The sequence below is a fragment of the Halobaculum sp. CBA1158 genome (assembly GCF_021431925.1).
Lineage (GTDB): Archaea > Halobacteriota > Halobacteria > Halobacteriales > Haloferacaceae > Halobaculum.
On sequence record NZ_CP090371.1, the window covers coordinates 2,619,641 to 2,637,155 of the forward strand.

Sequence of the window (17,515 nt, forward strand, 5' to 3'; positions counted from 1 at the left end):
GTGAACGGTACCGCTTCGACAGTCCGACCGCGGAAGCCCCGTTTCACCCCACCCGCATCCGGACGAGGAGTGTCATCCGTAGTCGGATGGGTTCGCCCCGACAGCCCACTCGAACACGACCCGCGCCGGCGGGTCAGTCGTCGTCGGTCGCCGTGTCGTCGTCGGCTACCTCGTAGCCGTACCGCTCGCGCGCGGCGTCCGGGGTCAGCTTCCCGAGGCCGAGATCCCGTTCGACGGCCGCTGCGTCGCGGTCGGCGGGGTCGCCGTAGCCGCCGCCCCCGGGAGTGCGAACGCTGACGACTGTGCCCGCCGGCAGGTCGCGGGTGTGTTTCGCGGGCAGTTTCTCGATCTCGTCGCCCGCGTCATCCACCAGGTATGCGGCACCGTTCGCGCCCTCGCCGCCGCCGGCGAGGCCGTACGGGCGCGACTCGTGGCGCTCGGCGAGCAGGCTGAGCCGGGCGGTGTGGTCGCGGACGCGGACATCGCGACGGAGGCCGAGGCCGCCGCGGTGTTCGCCCGCGCCGCCGGAGTCAGGCCGGAGTTCGTACCGTTCGATCCGGAGCGGGTAGGCCGTCTCCAGCACCTCCGCGGGGGTGTTCAGCGTGTTGCTCATGTGGACGTGGACCCCGTCCATGCCGTCGCCGCCGGCGCGGCCGCCGAAGCCGCCCCCCTGCGTCTCGTAGAACGCGTACGGCGTCGGCTCCTCCTCCCGAGGGTCCGTCCCGCCGAGCGTGACGTTGTTCATCGTCCCCTGGCCCGCGGCCGCGACCGCGTCGGGGGCGGCCGTCGCGAGCGCGCCGAGCACCGCGTCGGTGACGCGCTGGCTGGTCTCCAGGTTGCCGCCGACCACGGCGGCGGGCGGCCGCGGGTTCACGATGGTCCCCTCGGGCGCGACGATCTCGATCGGGCGATAGCAGCCGTGGTTCGGCGGGATGTCCGGGTCGGTGACGCAGCGGACGGCGTAGTACGTCGCCGACGCGGTGACGGCGAGCACGGCGTTGATCGGCCCCTCGGTCTGCTCGGCCGTCCCGGTGAAGTCGACGGTCACCTCGTCGCCGTCGACGGTGAGCGCGACCTCGATCGCGAGGTCCTCGGTGCCGCGGCCGTCGTCGTCGAGCGCGTCGGCGAACTCGTAGGTGCCGTCCGGCACCGCGGCGATCTCGGCGCGCATCCGGCGCTCGGAGTAGTTCTTGATCTCCTCTAAGGCCGGCTCCAGATCCGCGCCGTGTTCGGCCGCGAGCTCGCGGAACCGCCGTCGGCCGGTCGCGTTCGCGGCCACCTGCGCGCGGAGGTCGCCGCGGCGCTCCTCCGGAGTCCTGACGTTGGCGAGGATCATCGACAGCACGTCCTCGCGCACCTCGCCCTCCGGCGTGCCGTCGTCGGCGACCTCCCCGGTCCCTTCCTCGAACTTCACCGGCGGGATGCGCAGGCCCTCCTGGTAGATCTCGGTTGAATCAGCTGCCACCGAGCCGGCCGTGGAGCCGCCGATGTCGGCGTGGTGCGCGCGGTTGGCGGCGAAGGCGATCACCTCGTCGCCTGCGGCGTCGTGTATCGGCGTCACCAGCGTCAGGTCCGGGAGGTGTGCGCCGCCCCGGAACGGGTCGTTGAGGAGGACGGAGTCGCCGGGCGAGAGCGTCTCCGCCGGGAACGCCTCGACCGCGGCGGCGACGGAGTACGGCATCGCGCCGAGGTGGACCGGCATCGTCTCCGCCTGCGCGATCATCTCGCCCGCGGCGTCGAACAGCGCCGTCGAGCAGTCGCGCCGCTCCTTGATGTTCGGCGAGTAGCCCGTCCGCACCAGGGTCGCGTTCATCTCCTCGGCGACCGCCTCGCAGCCGTTGCGGATCACCTCGAGGGTGACCGAGTCGACCGCGGTCCCGGAGCCGTCGGCGTCGCCGCCGGCGGCGCTCTCGCCTCGGTCGGTCATTCGCCCGCACCCCCGGTCTCGACGACGAGGTTCGCGTCGCCGTCGACGCGGGCGCGCTGGTCCGGGTGGACGACGACCGTGCTCTCGCTCCCCTCGACGACCGCCGGCCCGTCGACCGTCGCGTCCGTGGGGAGCCGGCCGCGGTCGTACACCGGCGTGTCGCGGGCGGTGCCGGCGTCGTCGCGGTTGCCGTCGGCAGCACCGCCGTCGCCGCCGGCGGTCGGGAAGCCGACCCGCCGCGTCTCCCGGATCGCGTCGTCCGGGTCGCCGGCGCGGTCCTCGGCGGCCAGGTCCGGCGGCTCGACCAGCCCGCGCGCTCGCAGTCGCACCGTGACCAGCTCCACCGGCTCCCCCGGCGAGGCGTGGCCGTACCGGCGCTCGTGTGCCGCGTGGAAGCGCTCGCCGACGGCGTCGAGTGCCTCGCCGTCGACCGCGCCCTCGACGGGCACGGAGAGGTCGAACGACTGCCCGGCGTACCGCAGGTCGAGCGTGCGCTCGAAGGCCATCTCGTCGTCCGTGCGACCGGCGTCGCGCAGTTCCGTCCGGCCCTCCGCCTCGAACGACTCGTAGGCGTCACGGAGGGCCGCAGGATCCACGTCGTCCAGCCGGCGCACCATCGAAGTCGAGTAGTCGTACACCACGTCGCTGATGAGCAGCCCCAGCGCCGAGAGGACGCCCGCGGCACGCGGGACGATCACCTCGGGAACGTCCAGCGCCTCCGCGAGGGCGGTCGCGTGCAGCGGCCCCGCGCCGCCGAAGGCGACGAGCGCGAACTCGCGGGGGTCGTAGCCGCGCTCGACGCTGACGACGCGAAGCGCCCGGCGCATGTTCGCGTTCGCGACCCTGAGCACGCCGCGGGCCGCCGCCGCCGTCGCGTCGGGGTCGCCGGCGACGGCCTCCGCCAGCGGGGCGAACGCGTCGCGGACGGCGTCGGCGTCGCGGCCGAGCGCGTCCGGGAGGAACCCCGAGGGGTCGATCCGGCCGAGCACGAGATGGGCGTCGGTGACGGTCGGCTCGGTCCCGCCGCGGTTGTAGCAGACGGGTCCCGGCTCGGCTCCCGCCGAGCGCGGCCCGACCCGGAGTGCACCCCCCGTGTCGACGTAGCCGATGGAGCCGCCGCCCGCGCCGACGGTGTGGATGTCCACGGTCGGCACCGAGACGGGGTAGTCGCCCACCTCGGTGTCGGTCGTCACGAGCGGGTCGCCGTCGCGGACGAGGCTCACGTCGCAGGAGGTGCCGCCCATGTCCATCGTGATCAGGTCGTCGACGCCGCGGCGGCCGGCGACGTGGGTCGCGCCGCGCACGCCCGCCGCCGGCCCCGAGAGGAGGGTGTCGACCGGGCGCTCGCGGGCGGCGTCGCTCGCCATCAGCCCGCCGTTCGACCCCATCACCCGCAGCGGCACGTCGATCCCGAAGTCGCCGACGGCCGCCGACAGGGAGCCGAGGTACGCGTCCATCACGGGCTTGAGCGCGGCGTTCATCGCGGTCGTGAGGGTGCGCTCGTACTCGCGGATCTCCGGGAGCACCTCCGAGGAGAGCGAGACGCTGGCGTCGACGCCCTCCTCGCGGAGGATCTCGCGGACGCGACGCTCGTGGTCCGGGTGCTCGAAGGAGAAGAGGAGGGAGACGGCGAGGCTCTCCACCCCCGACTCGCGGAGGTCGCCGGCGAGGTCGCGGACGACGTCCTCGTCGAGGTCGCGGACGATCGCTCCGCGCTCGTCCACCCGTTCGGGCACCTCGAAGCGGCGGTCGCGGGGCACCACCGGTTCGGGCTTGGTCGCGTCGAAGTCGTAGATGTCGGGGCGCGTCTGGCGGCCGATCTCGACTGCGTCGCGAAAGCCCTCAGTCGTCAGGAGGGCCGTGTCGGCCCACTCGCCCTCCAGCACGGCGTTCGTCGCGACGGTCGTCCCGTGGCCGAGGAACTCGACCGAGTCGAGCGGCGCGTCGAGGCCGTGCAGGCCGGTGACGACGCCCTCGTCGGGGGACTCCGGGGTCGACGGCGTCTTGTCGACGCGGACGCGGCCGTCGCGGACCGTCACGAGGTCCGTGAACGTGCCGCCCACGTCGACGCCGACGCGCGTGCCCGTCGGCGTGTGGTCGTCGGTCATACCCGAGGGTACGGGGGGACGGTTGTATGCGTTCGCCTCCCGGACGACCGATCGACGCGCTCCCGGTCGGGCGGCCGCCAGGAGCCGGAGCGATACTGGCCCGTGGTCGGAGCGATACTGGCCCGTGGTCGGAGCGATACTGATACGTCGGTGTGTCCGTACGGTCACACGTCACATGGTCGACGAACGCCACGTCGAGATCGCGGCCGATCGCCTGGGAGTCGCACTCGACGCGACGGAGATCGCGAGCTACGCCGCCGACGCGAGCGACGCCGCCGCGATGGCCGGCTCGTTCGAACCGGCGACGGACGACCGCGAGCCCCGCGAGTACGCCGCCGGCGACGACGAGTACAACGCCTTCCGCTATCGCGTCGACGGCGAGAGAGGCGACGGACCGCTGGCGGACCTTCGCGTCGCCGTGAAGGACAACATGGCCGTCGCGGGGGTGCCGATGACCTGCGGATCCGCCGGCGTCGACTTCACCCCGGAGTACGACGCGACCGTGGTCCGACGGCTCGACGCGGCGGGCGCGCGGCTCCTCGGCACCACCAACATGGACGAGTTCGCGCTGACGACGACCGGCGAGACGTGCGCGCACGGGCCGACGAGGAATCCGGCGACCGACGACGGCGTCCCGGGCGGCTCCTCCAGCGGCAGCGGGGCGGCCGTCGCGGCGGACCTCGCTGACGCCGCGCTGGGGAGCGACACGGGCGGAAGTATCCGGATCCCCGCCTCCTACTGCGGCGTGGTCGGCCTGAAGCCGACTCACCGGACGGTCCCGCGGTTCGGCTTCGGCGACCTCGCGCCGTCGCTCGACCACGTCGGACCCCTCGCGTCGTCCGTGTCGACGGCGTTTCGGGTGTACGACGCGATCGCGGGACCGGACCCGCGCGACCTCTCCTCGCGCGCGGCCCGCCCGACGGCCGACACCCGCGAGGCGGTCGGCAACCCGGTCGACGGGCTGACCGTCGGCGTCGTCGACGAGGCGATGGCCGGTGCCGACGACGGCGTCCGAGACCGGGTGACTGCGGCGCTCGAGGAACTGGCGGCCGACGGCGTCGAGACGACCCGCGTGTCCCTCCCGCGCTTCGACGAGATGGCGGCGGTCGTCGTCGCGGTCGCGAACTGCGAGTTCGCCTCGTTGCTGGCGAACCGCGGCCTCGTCCGGGGGAGCGGCACCGGCTACGCGGACCCGTGGCGGGCGGCGGCGGCGGACCTCGACTGGGACGCGCTGGGCGAGGGCGTCGTCGACAGCGCGGTCACCTTCGAGGCGCTGTACGAGGCCACCGAGGGCCGGGCGTACGTCGGCGCACAGAACGTCCGTACTCGGTTCACCGAGGCGGTCGACCGGGCCCTCGAGGACGTCGACGCGCTGGCGCTGCCGACGACGAGGACGACGGCCCCGGACTTCGGGCAGGTGACCACCACCGAGGACGTGATGGACACGATCGCCCACACCGGCCCGTTCAACCTCGCCGGCACCCCCGCGCTGTCGGTTCCGGCGGGGGCCGTCGACGGCCGACCGGTCGGACTCCAGCTCGTCGCCGACTGGTTCGACGAGCCGACCCTCGCGCGCCTCGGGGCGAGCCTCGAGTCGGAGTCCGAACTCGAGTAGGGGTCCGAGCCCGCGTCAGCGCTCCTCGCTGTGGCGCACGTCCACCGCGATCCCGCGGGTCGACGAACGCATCTCCGCGCCGTGCATCTCGGCGCGGCCGACGGCGAACGCCCGCGGTCCCTCGACGACGACCTCGTCGCCGACGCGGACCTCGTCGTCCGCGTCGACGACGCCCGGCGCGAGGACGCTCCCCTGCGGGACGAACGAGTCGATCTCGACGGTCTTGGTCGGGGCGTCGCTCTCGACCCAGCGGCGCGCGCCCGCGAGGGTGAACGCCAGCGCGCCGTAGGTGGGCACCATCGTCGCCAGCAGCTCCTCGTCGTCGTCGCGGACCTGGAGCTTCGGATACCGCGAGCGCGTGTTCAGCTCGTCGAAGAGGTCGTCGCCCGCGCCGTCGCCGAGCATGTAGTCGGCGATGGCGCGGACGGTGTTGTGCTGGCGCTCGCGCTTGGTGTACTTCAGCTCCCCGTCGAGAGCGGACATGAGGTTCGCGATTGACTCGGTCGTCGTCGGGTGATCCTCGACGGTGTACTCGAAGGGCACGTCGACCGCCGCCGCGACGCGCTCGCAGATGTCCCGGTAGCCGTCCTCGGGAACGTGCGCGATGACTCGGGGGTAGTCGTTGCGCTCCAGATACCGCCGCAACACCTCGGCGACGAACTCCTTCTCGTCTTCGGACCACCGGCCGGTCACGACGGTGTCGTAGTGCTGGGCCGGGTAGGTGAGTTCGAGTTCTTGGGGAACGACGCCGATCGGCGAGGTCATCGACGCGAGGTGCGCGCGGAACTGAATCGCGTCGTGGAACTGGCCGTGGCTCTGGCTCTCGGAGTACGGCTTGCGCGCCGAGCACGGCACAAGCACGAGGGGGTTGCGGAAGCGGTTCACGTAGCGCTCGCTCACGCGCTCGGCGAAGCGCTGGATCTCCGGGCGGCGGATCGTGTCGCTCGTCGCCGCCGCCAGCTCGTTGTTGCGGGCGACCGGCGCGCGTTCCTCGACGTAGGCGTACTGCTGGTCCAGCTCCCGGAACGCGGCGGTGAGCCACTGCTCGTGGCGGGCCTGCCCCTCGACGTAGTCGCGCAGGCGACCCTCGCGGATCCGCCGCCGGACGCGACGCAGTTCCGCCTCGAGGGCGTTGCCGTTGTGCGCCTCGCAGGCGGCGCGGTCGAACTCCTCGCGCGGCACCTGACAGGCGGGACACGAGCACGGGAGTTCGTCCAGGTCCTCCAGGAAGCGTTCGCCCTCGTCGGTGAGGTACTTCCCCTGGCTCCCCTTCACCCGCGCCCGCTTCGCGTCGACGAGGTCGACGCCGGCGTACACGAGCGTCGCGACGTTCAGCGGGGTGGCGACCCCCGAGAGGTAGAGAGCCGTGTCGGCGGGCACCGACCCGCGCACGTCGATCACGGCCTCGGCGAACGCCGATGCGTGACCGACGACCCCCTGCGCGTTCGAGAGCGCGTACGCGTCCACGTCCGCCTCGGCGGCCCCGCCGGCGGCCGGCGCGTCGCTCGTGATCACGGCGGCCGTCGGGCCGTCGACGGCGGCGGCCGCCTCGGCGTAGTCGGGGGCGAAGCCGTCGACCACCTCCTCGCGCGTGCCCGCCGGGTACGCGCGGTGCGGCAGGATCGTGAGGACGGAGGCGTCGCCCTCGGGCACGTCGCGGTCGGCGTTCCACAGCGACCCGGCGTCGCAGACCACGTCGTCCGCGAGCGCCGGAGTCGCGAGGGGCGAATCGAGGCGAAGCTCCCCGAGTCGGGCGGCCCCGTCCCGCTCGTGGACCTCGAAGTAGTCGGTCATGGCCCGAGGTGTGCGGCGCGGGCGTTATTCGCTTTCGCTTCGTGACTCAACCGGATCGGGGCCTTCGCCGCCGGCGCTCGCGTGGAGATCTTCCAGCGTCACCGACTCGGGGATCACCGCGAGCGCATCGGCTCCCCAGCCCTCGTGGGCGAGCGTCACGCGTGTCTCGGGGTTCGCCTCGACGAGCGCGCGGACTCCCTGGGCCGCGGCGCGCTCGGCGGCCGCGTCCGTGCGGTCGGGAACCTCTGCGGTCAGCGGATACGTCTCCGAGAGCGCCCGGGGGAACGGCCCGAACGGCGGGACGACGCGCCAGACCTCCTCGTAGTCGTGGTCGGAGGGTTCGCCGTACTCCGAGCACAGCAGGCTGTCGGGCACGTCGAGGCGCGCGATCCGGTCGTGGTGGCGGCGTACTTCCGGTCGCCGGGCCGACTCGTGAGAGACGCCGAAGAAGGTGCCCGTAGAGGCGCTGTCGACGCGCTCCAGTCGGTCGGCGTGCTCCAGCAGGGCGCGGTAGCCGTCGGTCATCGCGGGGTGGCCGCGGGCGCGCTTCTCGACGAGTTCGAGCAGGTCGCCGTCGCGGATCGCCTGCTTCACGCGCCGGAGTTCCTCGAAGGTGACGTGGAGGTTGTGCTCGGCGAGCAGGGACTCCCGCTCGTCGCTTGCGGCCGCACGCAACGCCTCGGGCGTGTGCTCGTGACAGATGGGACACGAACACGGGAGGTACTCGAGGTCTTCCAGCTGCTCGGTGCCCGAGACCGTGAGGTAGCGGCCGTCGCGGGCCATCAGCGCGTAGGCGGCCGAGTCGAACAGGTCACAGCCGAGCGCGACCGCCAGCGCGAACATCATCGGGTGGCCCGCGCCGAACAGGTGGACCGGGCAGTCCTCGCTCAGCCCGCGCTTGGCGGCGGCGACGGCGTCGACCATGTCGTCGTAGCGGTAGCCGTTCATCATCGGCACGACCGCGCCGACGGGGAACACGTCCAGATCCGTCGCGGCGGCCTCCCGTCCGGCCCGCTCACGCAGGTCCGGGTAGGTGCTGCCCTGAACCGGGGCGTTGACGAGCATGTCGCCGGTGTCGACGGCCTCGGCGTCCGCGAGCGCCTGCCGGGTCACGTCCAGGTCCGATTCGGCCCGCTCGCGGCTCGCGTCCGGCGGGGTGGGGATGTCGACCGGGGTGCCCACGTCGCTGCCGATGTCGCGCTGGAACTCCAGGATCTCCGTCGTCGTGGTGTCGATCTCGCCGTACTCGGCCAGTTGGAAGCTCCCCGAGTCGGTCATGATCGCGCCGTCGAAGCCGAGCAGCTCGTGAAGCCCCTCCGAGAGCGCGCGCTCGTGGAGGTCCTCGGTCGTGCGGATGATGTAGGAGTTGGTGATCAGCATGTCCGCGCCGAACTCCGACCGGAGGCGGCCCGGGTCGATCGTCTCGATGTTGGGGTTGATCACAGGGAGCAGCGCCGGCGTCTCGACGGTGACGCCCGCGCGTGGGACCTCAAGCCGGCCGATCCTGCCGGCGGCGTCGTGGTCCCGGATCTCGAAGTGCTCGCGCATGGCCGGGCTTCCCGGGGCGCGCGAGTAAGGGTGTCGCTCGGCGGCGGACCGGCGACGACGCTGGCGAGCGATCCCGGAACCGTGGGTGGCGAACGGACGACACGCGATCCGATACCGGTCGGGCTCGGAGCGACCGGGCTCCGCGAGGCGGGCGTGTCGTCGCGTCGCGGCACGCCCCGCGGCCGATCAGGACACGGTGCGCCGGAGTGGATCCGGCATCGGATAAGAGGGTTCGGACGGGGAGGGGATCGGCAGCAGTCAGCCGAGGGGGAGCGCGATCGCGACGTCCACGAGCGCGCCGGTCGTCCCGGTCCCGCCGCCTCCGCCCTCGGCGTCGACGCCGGGGCCGTACGCCACGACCACGTACAGGAGGCCGAACAGGACCGCGTCGTACGCGCCGTGAAGCAGCGACGGGACGACGAGGTTGTCGGTGTACTCGTAGGTGACGCCGAAGACGAGGGTGATGACCGTCAGCGAGCCGACCGTGACGAGTCGCGCGGCCGGCGCGCCCGAGAGCGCGACGTAGTGGACGGCCCCGAAGATGGCGCTGGCGATCGGGATCGCGACCCGCGCCGGGAACGCCTCCCGGAGGCGGTTCTGGACGACGCCCCGAAAGAGGATCTCCTCGCCCGGTCCGATGAAGACGAACGCCGCGGGGATCAACAGCAGCAGGACCTCCGGGTTCTCCGCGCCGAGTTCCGCCGTCTGGTTCGGCGCGCCCTCCGCGCCGACCGCGAGCAGGATCGATCCGACCCCGAACAGCAGGACGAACGACCCGACGAACCCCGCGACCGTGATCGCAAGGTCGCGCAGCGACGGGATCGAGAACAGCGACAGCGGCGAGCGCCCGCGACGCAGGAGGTAGATCGACGCCAGCCCGCCGAAGGAGATCCCCTGGACGAACACGAGCGAGAGCGCGACCTGTGCCAGCGGCGACACCGAGAAGCCCGCCAGCACGACCGCGAGGAACACGAGGTTCACCACGGCCGCCGCGACGACGACGCCGGCGAGCCCGAGCCCGACCGCCGCCAACACCGCCTGCGCTCGCGGGTCCAGTCCGTGATACCACGCTCGGACCCGGCCAACTGACTCGGCCATTACGCCCGATCAGTCCCCCACGGTCAAATGCCTACCGTGCTACGGTCGGTCAGATCTCCGCCGCGCCTCGTACATCGCCACGCCCTGCACGGCGCGACCGTCGCGGACCTCGCCGGCGAGCACGGCGTCGCGGAACGCCGCGTAGTCGGTCCTGACGGGACGGATGCTCTCGTTGAAGTCGAGGTCCTGTCCCTCCGCGAGCGCACACCCGCGGGCGAGGAAGTAGTGGTGTACGGAGTTCGCGAAGCCGTTCGTCGGCTCGGCGGCGTGGAGTCGCTCGACCGTCTCCGCCTCGTGGCCGGTCTCCTCGCGCAGTTCCCGCCGGGCCGCGGCCGCGAGGTCCGCGTCGTCCGACTCGACGCCGCCGGCCGGCAGCCCGCGGTTCACCCGGCCGACGGCCTGTCGCCACTCCTCGACGAGGACGACCGTCTCGCCGCCGTCGGCGAACGCGAGCACGACCACAGTCTCCGGCTCGTCGACGTAGTGGAACTCGGTCTCGGTGTCGTCCGGGAGGCGCACCTCGTCGCGGCGCACGTCGAAGCCGGGACACGAGTAGTCGACGTCCGAGTCGAGCGTCTCCCACGCGAGGCCCTCGGCGTCGGATCGGTCGTCGGGGTTGGGCATGGACCACGGTGGTCTCGCGGTCGCAAGAAGGTGGGCGATCGGCGTCCGCGTCGTCGCCGCGTCGTCGCCGCGTCGTCGCCGCGTCGTTGCCGAACCGCGCCGACGATGCACCGGCACCGGCGACCGCGACGCCGACGGCGACGGCTACAGCATCGGCGACGGCTACAGCATCGGCGACGGCTACAGCATCGGCGACGGCAACGAATGTGCACCGCGACGGCGACGCGGGACGCGAGATCAGTCGTCGTCCTCGTCGTCGCCGCCGTCGCCGCCGTCGCCGCCGTCGCCGTCGCGGAGGCGGTCTCCGAGGGCGACGCCCCCGCCGCCGAGTACGAGCGCCGCGGAGACGAGCGTGAGCCCCACCTGCGTCTCGCCGAACCACACCGGAGCCCACGGCGCGGCCGCCCGAACCCCGACGACGAGCGTCGAGAGCACCGGCAGACCCGACCCCGTCGCGGTCGCGTCGACCGTGCCGCCGGCGGTCGCCGTCGGGAGGTCGCGCTCGGTGCCCTGGTACTCGCGGGGGACGCGGTCGGCCTCGTAGGGGATGCGGTCGGTCGGGAACCGCCAGACCGTGGTGCCGTTCTCGTCGACCTCGACGACCCGCTTGTTCAGCGTGTCCGTGATCAGCGTGTGGCCGTTCGAGAGTCGGTCGGCGTCGCGGGGCCAGTGCAGCGAACTCCCGTCGACGGCGGTGAGCGTCCAGGCGACCTCCCACTCGCCGTCGGCCGTGCGGTGAAGCTCGACGACGCGGTCGTTGTCGGAGTCCGCCACGAGCACCGCGGCGTCCTCGGAGACGTGACGGTCGCCCGGTTCGCCCTCGATGGAGCCGGCGATCCACTGGGGGTTGTGCTGGTGGTCGAGTACCTCGGGGTCGCCACAGCGGATGTCCTCGTCGCCGTCGGTGTCGCGGAGTTGGTCGCCGCGCACCTGACAGGAGTCGTCGGAGGATCCCTCCTCGTCGGCGTTGATCACCTCGATGACCTCGCTGCCGCCGTCGTCGAGGCGCTCGACGAGCACCAACTGGTTGGCGTTGCGGACGGACACGAGGAATACGTCCTCCTCGATCCGGTCGATGTCGTTGATGTGGAGCCAGTCGGTCCGCGTGGGATCCTCCGGTTCGTCGTACAGCTCTGAGGCGTTCCACGTCCACGTCACCTCGCCGTCCTCGACGACCAGGATCCGCTCGGCGTCCATGTCGGTCATGGCGTAGCCGCCGTCGGGCAACGGCTCGGCGTCGTGGATCTCGCTGTTCGACTCGGTGCGCACGGGGAAGCCGTACTCCTCGACGACGGTCGGCCCGCCGTCGGCGTCGGGGTCGATCAGCCGGATCCCGGTGTGCGTGCACGGCGACTCGTAGGGGCCGCAGTCCTCGTAGCCGCCGTCCATGAAGCCGGCGAGCACGCGCCCGTCGGGCAGTCGCTGCACGTCGAAGTAGCTGTCCGCCGACGCCTCGCGCCACTCCACGTCGGTCCCGTTCACCAGGTAGGCGCTTCCGTGCTCGTGCCACCCCGTGCCGCCGCCCTGCGAGCCGACGAGCGTCTGGCGAGCGTCGCCGTCGCCGCCCGGCGTGGCTCCGCGGTCGGGGGCGACCGCCGCGCTCCCAGCGACGGTCAGCCCGAACAGGAGGACGCCCGCGAGAACCAGCCCGGCCGCACGCGTGTTCATTGACGAACGGTCCCGGTGACCGAGCAAAAGCCTTCGGTCTTCCCGGATTCCGGGACGCGGATCCGACGCCCGCGCGGCACCGAGACGGCGTCGCGCTCCGCCGCGATACGGCGCACCGTGACGGGATCCTCGTTTCGGGATCGCCGGCGGCGGTCGACCCGGTGGTCGCCCGCGGCGTCAGAACAGTTCCTGGACCCGAGACATCGTCGCGTCGAGGTCGCCGGAGTTGTCGACGACGACGGGGTCGTCGACGGGCTCGAACTCCTCGCGGAGGAGGTCGTACACCCGCACGTCGGCGTCGGAGGCGTCGCCCTCGCGTTCCCGGAGGCGCTCCTTCGCGACCCGCTCCTCGCAGGCGACCCGCAGCAGGTCGAACGGGACGCCGTTCCGGTCGGCGACCTCCCGCGCCCGGTTCCGGCGCGAGGCCCGGCGGAACGTCCCGTCGAGCACGACCGCGTGGCCCGCCGCGAGGGCGTCGTCGGCCCGCGCGAGCAGTTCCTCGTACGTGCGGCGCGACTCGGTGCTCGTGTACTCGGGGTCGGAGAACAGTTCCTTGCGAACCACGTCCGTCCGGAGGAGGTCGGCGTCGAGGCGCTCGGCGGCCGCCTCGGCGACGGTGGTCTTACCCGCGCCGGGAAGTCCGCAGACGGTGACGAGCCGCGCTGTGTTCGTCATCGAGTTCGGGTCGAGGTGAGTCGACGGCGGGTGTAATGTCCGTCGGTTCGCGGCGGCCGCGATACGGCCCGACTAACGAACCGCCCGGGCGGCGATCGGACTCGAGATGACCGACCACCCAGAGGACGCGTCGACGCCGACCAGACGCCGGGTCCTCTCGACGCTCGCGGGCGCTGGCGGCGCACTCGCCGTCGGTCCGGCCGTGAGCGACCGCGTCAGCGCCGCCGACGGAACGTCGGACGCCTCCTACCACATCGAACAGGACGGGACCTGCGCGGCGGTGCGGCCGATCCGCGGGCCCGAGACCGTCGAGGCGTTCTACGAGTACGAGTTGCCTCGGCGGTTCGTCAGCGACCGCAACGGCGCGGTCGCCGGCGAGGATAACCGCTACGACTCCGCCGGCACCGACGACCTCCAGCGCGCCGACACCAGTCTCCTGTTCCTGTATGCGGGCCCCAACGGCCTCAGCCTCGTCGCGATCCACGGCGGCGCGAACAGCGCCGACGGCGGGTCGGTGACGCTCACCTTCCGGGGCCTCCCCGCCGACGGCGACTGGGCCGTCCGCGACGACCAGTACGACGGGGCGAGCAACTACGACGTGTGGGACCTCGACGACGAGCGCGACCGCATCAGTTGGACGTGGACCGGCACCCGGACCGACGGGGGCGCGTTCCGGCCGCTCGGCGACTCCTTCGACGTGACCGTCGAGCCGGCGTTCAACGAGGCCGCCGACCTGTACGGCGAGTTCTACGACGGCACCGTCACCGAGTGGGTGTTCCTCTCGGCGACCGACGGCGAGCCCGAGGCGATCCCGCTCTCGCGCGAGGCGGTCCTCCGGATCGCGGTCGGCGCGTGCGGCGGGGACGCGGTCGGAGACGACGACGATGACCGCGACAATGAGGACGATGAAGACGATGACGACGGACCGGCCGGCGATGGGGACGACGACGATGACGATGATGATGGCGATGACGAGGGTGACGACGATGAGGACGAGGAGGACGACGACGATGATGACGAGGACGATGAGGACGACGATGACGACGACGTTGATGACCGCGGGCCGCCCGATGACGCAGGGCCACCGGATGACGCCGGCCCGCCCGACGATGCGGGACCGCCGGACGACGCCGGACCCCCGGGAGGTGACGGGCCGCCCGGCCAGGGCGGCTGAGTGAATCGCCGGGGGTCACGATCCGCTAGGAGGTCCGGGAGGCGCTGGACGAGGGGCGCGAGGTCGTCGTTCGACTGCGAGGCGCTCGTGACGACCGGCGTGGATGCAGTACCTCGATGACAAATCCTTGAACGGCTCGCTGGGGAGGGCCACGCTCCTGCATGGGTGATCCCGTCGGATACCGACTATCAGCGTGCACACGTCGCGCGTCGGTGTCGCGTGCTCGCCGAGGCGGAGTTCCTCGGATGAAAGGAACGCGAGGGCTATGCGGACGAGTGGTACATCACTAGCTGGGGCTTGCTCTATCTCGCCGGGGAACTGGACGCCGATCTGCGTCGGCTCGATCCCGGAATGCGGCCGGGTGGACGGGTTCGGTCCGGCTAGTACGCGGGATTTAGATAGCTATTGTTCAAACCGAGGTCTTTGAAGCGCCATTTTAGGAGATCATCGGTAGTGAGGATTAGAAAATTGCTCGTGTAATTGGCTTTCTGACTCTCTCATCTCCGGCGAGTTCAACCAATTTTTCGTTCTTGGATTCCCTACTATCATCCTCACCGATGCCAGCGATGTCTTCGAGATCAGAGGGAAATGCTATCAGAGTGAAATTTTTAGATGGGCTACCATCTATGTGAATATTATGTACTTGTTTGTGGATATATGTTAGCCTCTCAATTCTACTATTCGGTTCTATCTTTATGCTTCGCGAAGTATTTTTCCCGCGCAATATATCATTTATGTCAGATATAATATCGGATACCGTTCTACTATCCAAATCTACCAAGAGATAGATCTCTGGATCGTAGGTTGTAAAGTATCGAGTTAGATCCGCAAAACACCTTTTTAGGTTGGGTATTCCACCCTCTGACTTCAACAAAACGTCATATGGGCAGAATCTTCCGCCAAAGCTTCGCAATTTCTCAGATTCTTCAGGAACAGTCGCATCCGCAGGCTGGCTTTCGATATCGTACCTATCGACTTCTAGTTGATTCGCATACTCGGAGATTGACGCTTCTAGAAATTCAGTATCGTTGATCCCTTCGGTGAGAATTACCTTACTCATAATCCCCTAAGATCTAATCTAAGTTCGTTTAGCTGACGCTGAGCCTCTTGATAGGAATAGCTTTCAGTTACTGGAGGATTCATTTGCAGTAGACAGAAGTTCTCAAGTAGATACTTATGTTCTTCTTGGAATATATCTTCATTGAATATAGTCCTGATAAGATCTAAGCTGTGAGTAGTGAGAAATATCTGAACGTTCTCATCCATAATTATCTTAAGGATTCGGTGTACGAACTCTGCAATGTACCCTGGGTGTAGGTGGTTCTCACCCTCCTCAATCAGTAGAACATTTCCACTATTACGGGTGTTTGAAAGCGCCCACAGCAACCCCATTATCGCATGGAATCCGGATCCCATGAAGCTGAATGGTACCTGGTATTTGTCTCCCCTGGACTCGAAAACTAACTGGTCAAAGGAAAGCGTGTCAAGATTCTTGACAATATTGTTGTTCTTGATATATTCTTCAATGTTACTGAGGCGAACAGCAGCTTCCTCCTTGTTCATATCGATGTTTTCTGGATCCAATGACAGGGATTGTCCAATGTGTTGGATTCCATCTATCGACGTCGGTTCATCTCCGACAAATCTTCCCTTTCCAAAGCGAGGTATAAGTACGTCCTTGATAGCCGAGAGAAGACGTGCCTCCTCAATGTTCTGTTCTGGTAGCTTATCAGATTCTACAATTTGATTTCTAATTCTATTTGCGCCTTTCTTCGCGACTGATTCGGTGTAGTTGGAGTAGAACTCTCCTAAGTAGATATATTCGTATTCTACACCGTCTACAGTAAGTATTATACAGCTTTCCTCGGCCTTCCGAGCCACAGATTCCGAATTACTTGTGACGAGGTCTTTTATTGTATCAATTATAATTTCACCCAGTACGTTCGACTCATCTTCAATATCTAATGTTTGTCCGGCAAAACGATCCACAAAATATCTAGAATCTGGACTATTCTCCACAATGTCAAGTACAGATGAGATGAAAATCTCAGTTACTCGGTCTGGTTCTGGCTTCTTTATTTCTAGTGCACGAGTTTTTGTTCGTGCCACGTTTCCATCACCGTCAAAATCCCTTAGCGACAATTGGGTACCTTTTTGATATTCGCAGGAGAGAACAGCCTTCTCGGACTTTGCGTTTACTAATTTTCCGACAAGATCATCGTATTGCTTGATCTTGGATGGATTGAATAACAGATCTATTGCTTCCAAGACTGATGTCTTGCCAGAGTTGTTCCTACCGGTGATAAGGGTGAGATTGTTTGGCTGAAATTCTAGTTCTTCGACAGCTTTGAACCCCGTGATAGATACGTTCCGAAGATACGTCATTACCAGTAAGTAGCTTAACTGGATACTCGGAAGGGGCGTACAAAAACGCTCGGTTAGCGTAACGCCCTATGAAAAATCCTCCAGCATCTAATTCGCTATTGTGTACTGGACTACAGTCCTGCGCGCAGTGGCCCAACGTATCCCCGCTTCCACGCCGTAACTCGTTATCAAGCTGTTTAACGACGAAATATTGGACACTACCGTGAACGCAGGTTCGGAGGAGGAGGCTTGGCAGAGTGTCTCCATAGATGCTGCCCGTTACTCGCGCAGGTTCGTCACGGTGAGGTACGACTCCAACACCTCCGTCTGGAAGTCGCTATCAGCGACGACGAGGTGGTCACCGGTCGAGCGTGCCGTCGCGGCGATAAGGAGATCACGGGCGGCCATGCGCTGTCCGTCGTCGAGGAGCTGATCCTGAAGCCGGGCCGCTTCGAGCGAGAGCGCCTCCGTCAGATCGAGTGCGGTGACACCGCCGAAGTCCTCGCGAGCAGCCGCCACGTCCGTCGATTCCGCACCCAGTTTTCCCTCCAATACCTCGTACACACAGACCGTCGATGTGAGATACGGCCCGCCTTGATCCTCGACGAACGCAACCGTCTCGTCGACGCCGGCGAGCATGTCGATGATGACCGAGGAGTCGAGGAACGTCACCGCTCGAAACTCTCCCGCGAGCGGTCGACCGCGTCACGCGCACGCTCGGCTTCCTCGTCGGACCACGCACCGACGTTGATCGGCTCCTCGTTGTTCGCGAGCCGATCGAGAAACTCGTCCCACGTCTCGTCGTCGCGTTTCAACTTCGACAGCTTCCGCTTCGTCTCGTCGGTCACTCGGATGCTGGTACTCATGCGTATGCGTACTGCATACATAGTGGAGAACGTTTCGGGACCTGTCCTACTAGT

At 68.3% G+C, this 17,515-nt stretch carries 14 protein-coding genes; 2 read left to right on the plus strand and 12 right to left on the minus strand.

Translation table 11 applies throughout. The features are described 5' to 3' along the window. Nucleotides 1–133: 133 nt before the first annotated feature. Together Hbl1158_RS13710 and Hbl1158_RS13715 are read right to left on the minus strand one after the other, a co-directional pair. The gene (locus Hbl1158_RS13710; RefSeq protein WP_234297812.1) at nucleotides 134–1,927 is read right to left on the minus strand and encodes a hydantoinase B/oxoprolinase family protein; all 1,794 of its coding nucleotides are present in this window, start codon (nucleotides 1,925–1,927) and stop codon (nucleotides 134–136) included. Next, complete coding sequence (locus Hbl1158_RS13715) at nucleotides 1,924–4,035, minus strand: hydantoinase/oxoprolinase family protein (protein WP_234297813.1); 2,112 nt, start codon at nucleotides 4,033–4,035, stop codon at nucleotides 1,924–1,926. The genes Hbl1158_RS13710 and Hbl1158_RS13715 overlap by 4 nt, the downstream gene beginning before the upstream one ends. A gap of 175 nt (nucleotides 4,036–4,210) precedes the next feature. On the opposite strand from Hbl1158_RS13715, the gene Hbl1158_RS13720 reads away from it, so the two are divergent. Then, on the plus strand, nucleotides 4,211–5,650 hold the full coding sequence (locus tag Hbl1158_RS13720; protein WP_234297814.1) for an amidase family protein: 1,440 nt from the start codon (nucleotides 4,211–4,213) through the stop codon (nucleotides 5,648–5,650). 15 nt (nucleotides 5,651–5,665) lie between these two features. Here the strand turns inward: Hbl1158_RS13720 and arcS are convergent, their stop codons facing one another. From arcS to Hbl1158_RS13750, 6 genes are all read right to left on the minus strand, one after another. After that, nucleotides 5,666–7,444, minus strand: a complete 1,779-nt coding sequence (gene arcS / locus Hbl1158_RS13725; protein ID WP_234297815.1) for an archaeosine synthase subunit alpha — start codon at nucleotides 7,442–7,444, stop codon at nucleotides 5,666–5,668. A gap of 24 nt (nucleotides 7,445–7,468) precedes the next feature. Further along, nucleotides 7,469–8,992: a tRNA guanosine(15) transglycosylase TgtA gene (tgtA, locus tag Hbl1158_RS13730; RefSeq protein WP_234297816.1), complete on the minus strand. Its 1,524-nt coding sequence runs from the start codon at nucleotides 8,990–8,992 to the stop codon at nucleotides 7,469–7,471. A gap of 258 nt (nucleotides 8,993–9,250) precedes the next feature. Beyond that, nucleotides 9,251–10,090, minus strand: coding sequence for a type II CAAX endopeptidase family protein (locus Hbl1158_RS13735; RefSeq protein ID WP_234297817.1), 840 nt, complete (start codon nucleotides 10,088–10,090; stop codon nucleotides 9,251–9,253). A 39-nt stretch (nucleotides 10,091–10,129) separates the two neighbouring features. After that, nucleotides 10,130–10,714, minus strand: coding sequence for an NUDIX hydrolase (locus Hbl1158_RS13740; protein ID WP_234297818.1), 585 nt, complete (start codon nucleotides 10,712–10,714; stop codon nucleotides 10,130–10,132). Nucleotides 10,715–10,951: 237 nt separating this feature from the next. Continuing rightward, nucleotides 10,952–12,382: an arylsulfotransferase family protein gene (locus Hbl1158_RS13745; protein ID WP_234297819.1), complete on the minus strand. Its 1,431-nt coding sequence runs from the start codon at nucleotides 12,380–12,382 to the stop codon at nucleotides 10,952–10,954. A 177-nt stretch (nucleotides 12,383–12,559) separates the two neighbouring features. After that, a complete protein-coding gene (locus Hbl1158_RS13750; RefSeq protein WP_234297820.1) occupies nucleotides 12,560–13,057 on the minus strand; it encodes an AAA family ATPase in 498 nt (165 codons plus the stop codon). Between the two features lie 106 nt (nucleotides 13,058–13,163). On the opposite strand from Hbl1158_RS13750, the gene Hbl1158_RS13755 reads away from it, so the two are divergent. Further along, nucleotides 13,164–14,231, plus strand: coding sequence for a hypothetical protein (locus Hbl1158_RS13755; RefSeq protein ID WP_234297821.1), 1,068 nt, complete (start codon nucleotides 13,164–13,166; stop codon nucleotides 14,229–14,231). A gap of 460 nt (nucleotides 14,232–14,691) precedes the next feature. On the opposite strand, the gene Hbl1158_RS13760 is transcribed toward Hbl1158_RS13755, so the two are convergent. The 4 genes from Hbl1158_RS13760 to Hbl1158_RS13775 form a co-directional block, all read right to left on the minus strand. Then, complete coding sequence (locus tag Hbl1158_RS13760) at nucleotides 14,692–15,291, minus strand: hypothetical protein (RefSeq protein WP_234297822.1); 600 nt, start codon at nucleotides 15,289–15,291, stop codon at nucleotides 14,692–14,694. Further along, entirely contained in the window at nucleotides 15,288–16,616 is a 1,329-nt protein-coding gene (locus tag Hbl1158_RS13765) for an AAA family ATPase (RefSeq protein WP_234297823.1), read from the minus strand. Before Hbl1158_RS13765 ends, Hbl1158_RS13760 begins: the two co-directional genes overlap by 4 nt. A 258-nt stretch (nucleotides 16,617–16,874) precedes the next feature. Beyond that, complete coding sequence (locus tag Hbl1158_RS13770; RefSeq protein ID WP_234297824.1) at nucleotides 16,875–17,267, minus strand: PIN domain-containing protein; 393 nt, start codon at nucleotides 17,265–17,267, stop codon at nucleotides 16,875–16,877. Continuing rightward, entirely contained in the window at nucleotides 17,264–17,461 is a 198-nt protein-coding gene (locus Hbl1158_RS13775) for an antitoxin VapB family protein (RefSeq protein ID WP_073307201.1), read from the minus strand. The genes Hbl1158_RS13770 and Hbl1158_RS13775 overlap by 4 nt, the downstream gene beginning before the upstream one ends. Nucleotides 17,462–17,515 lie beyond the last annotated feature (54 nt).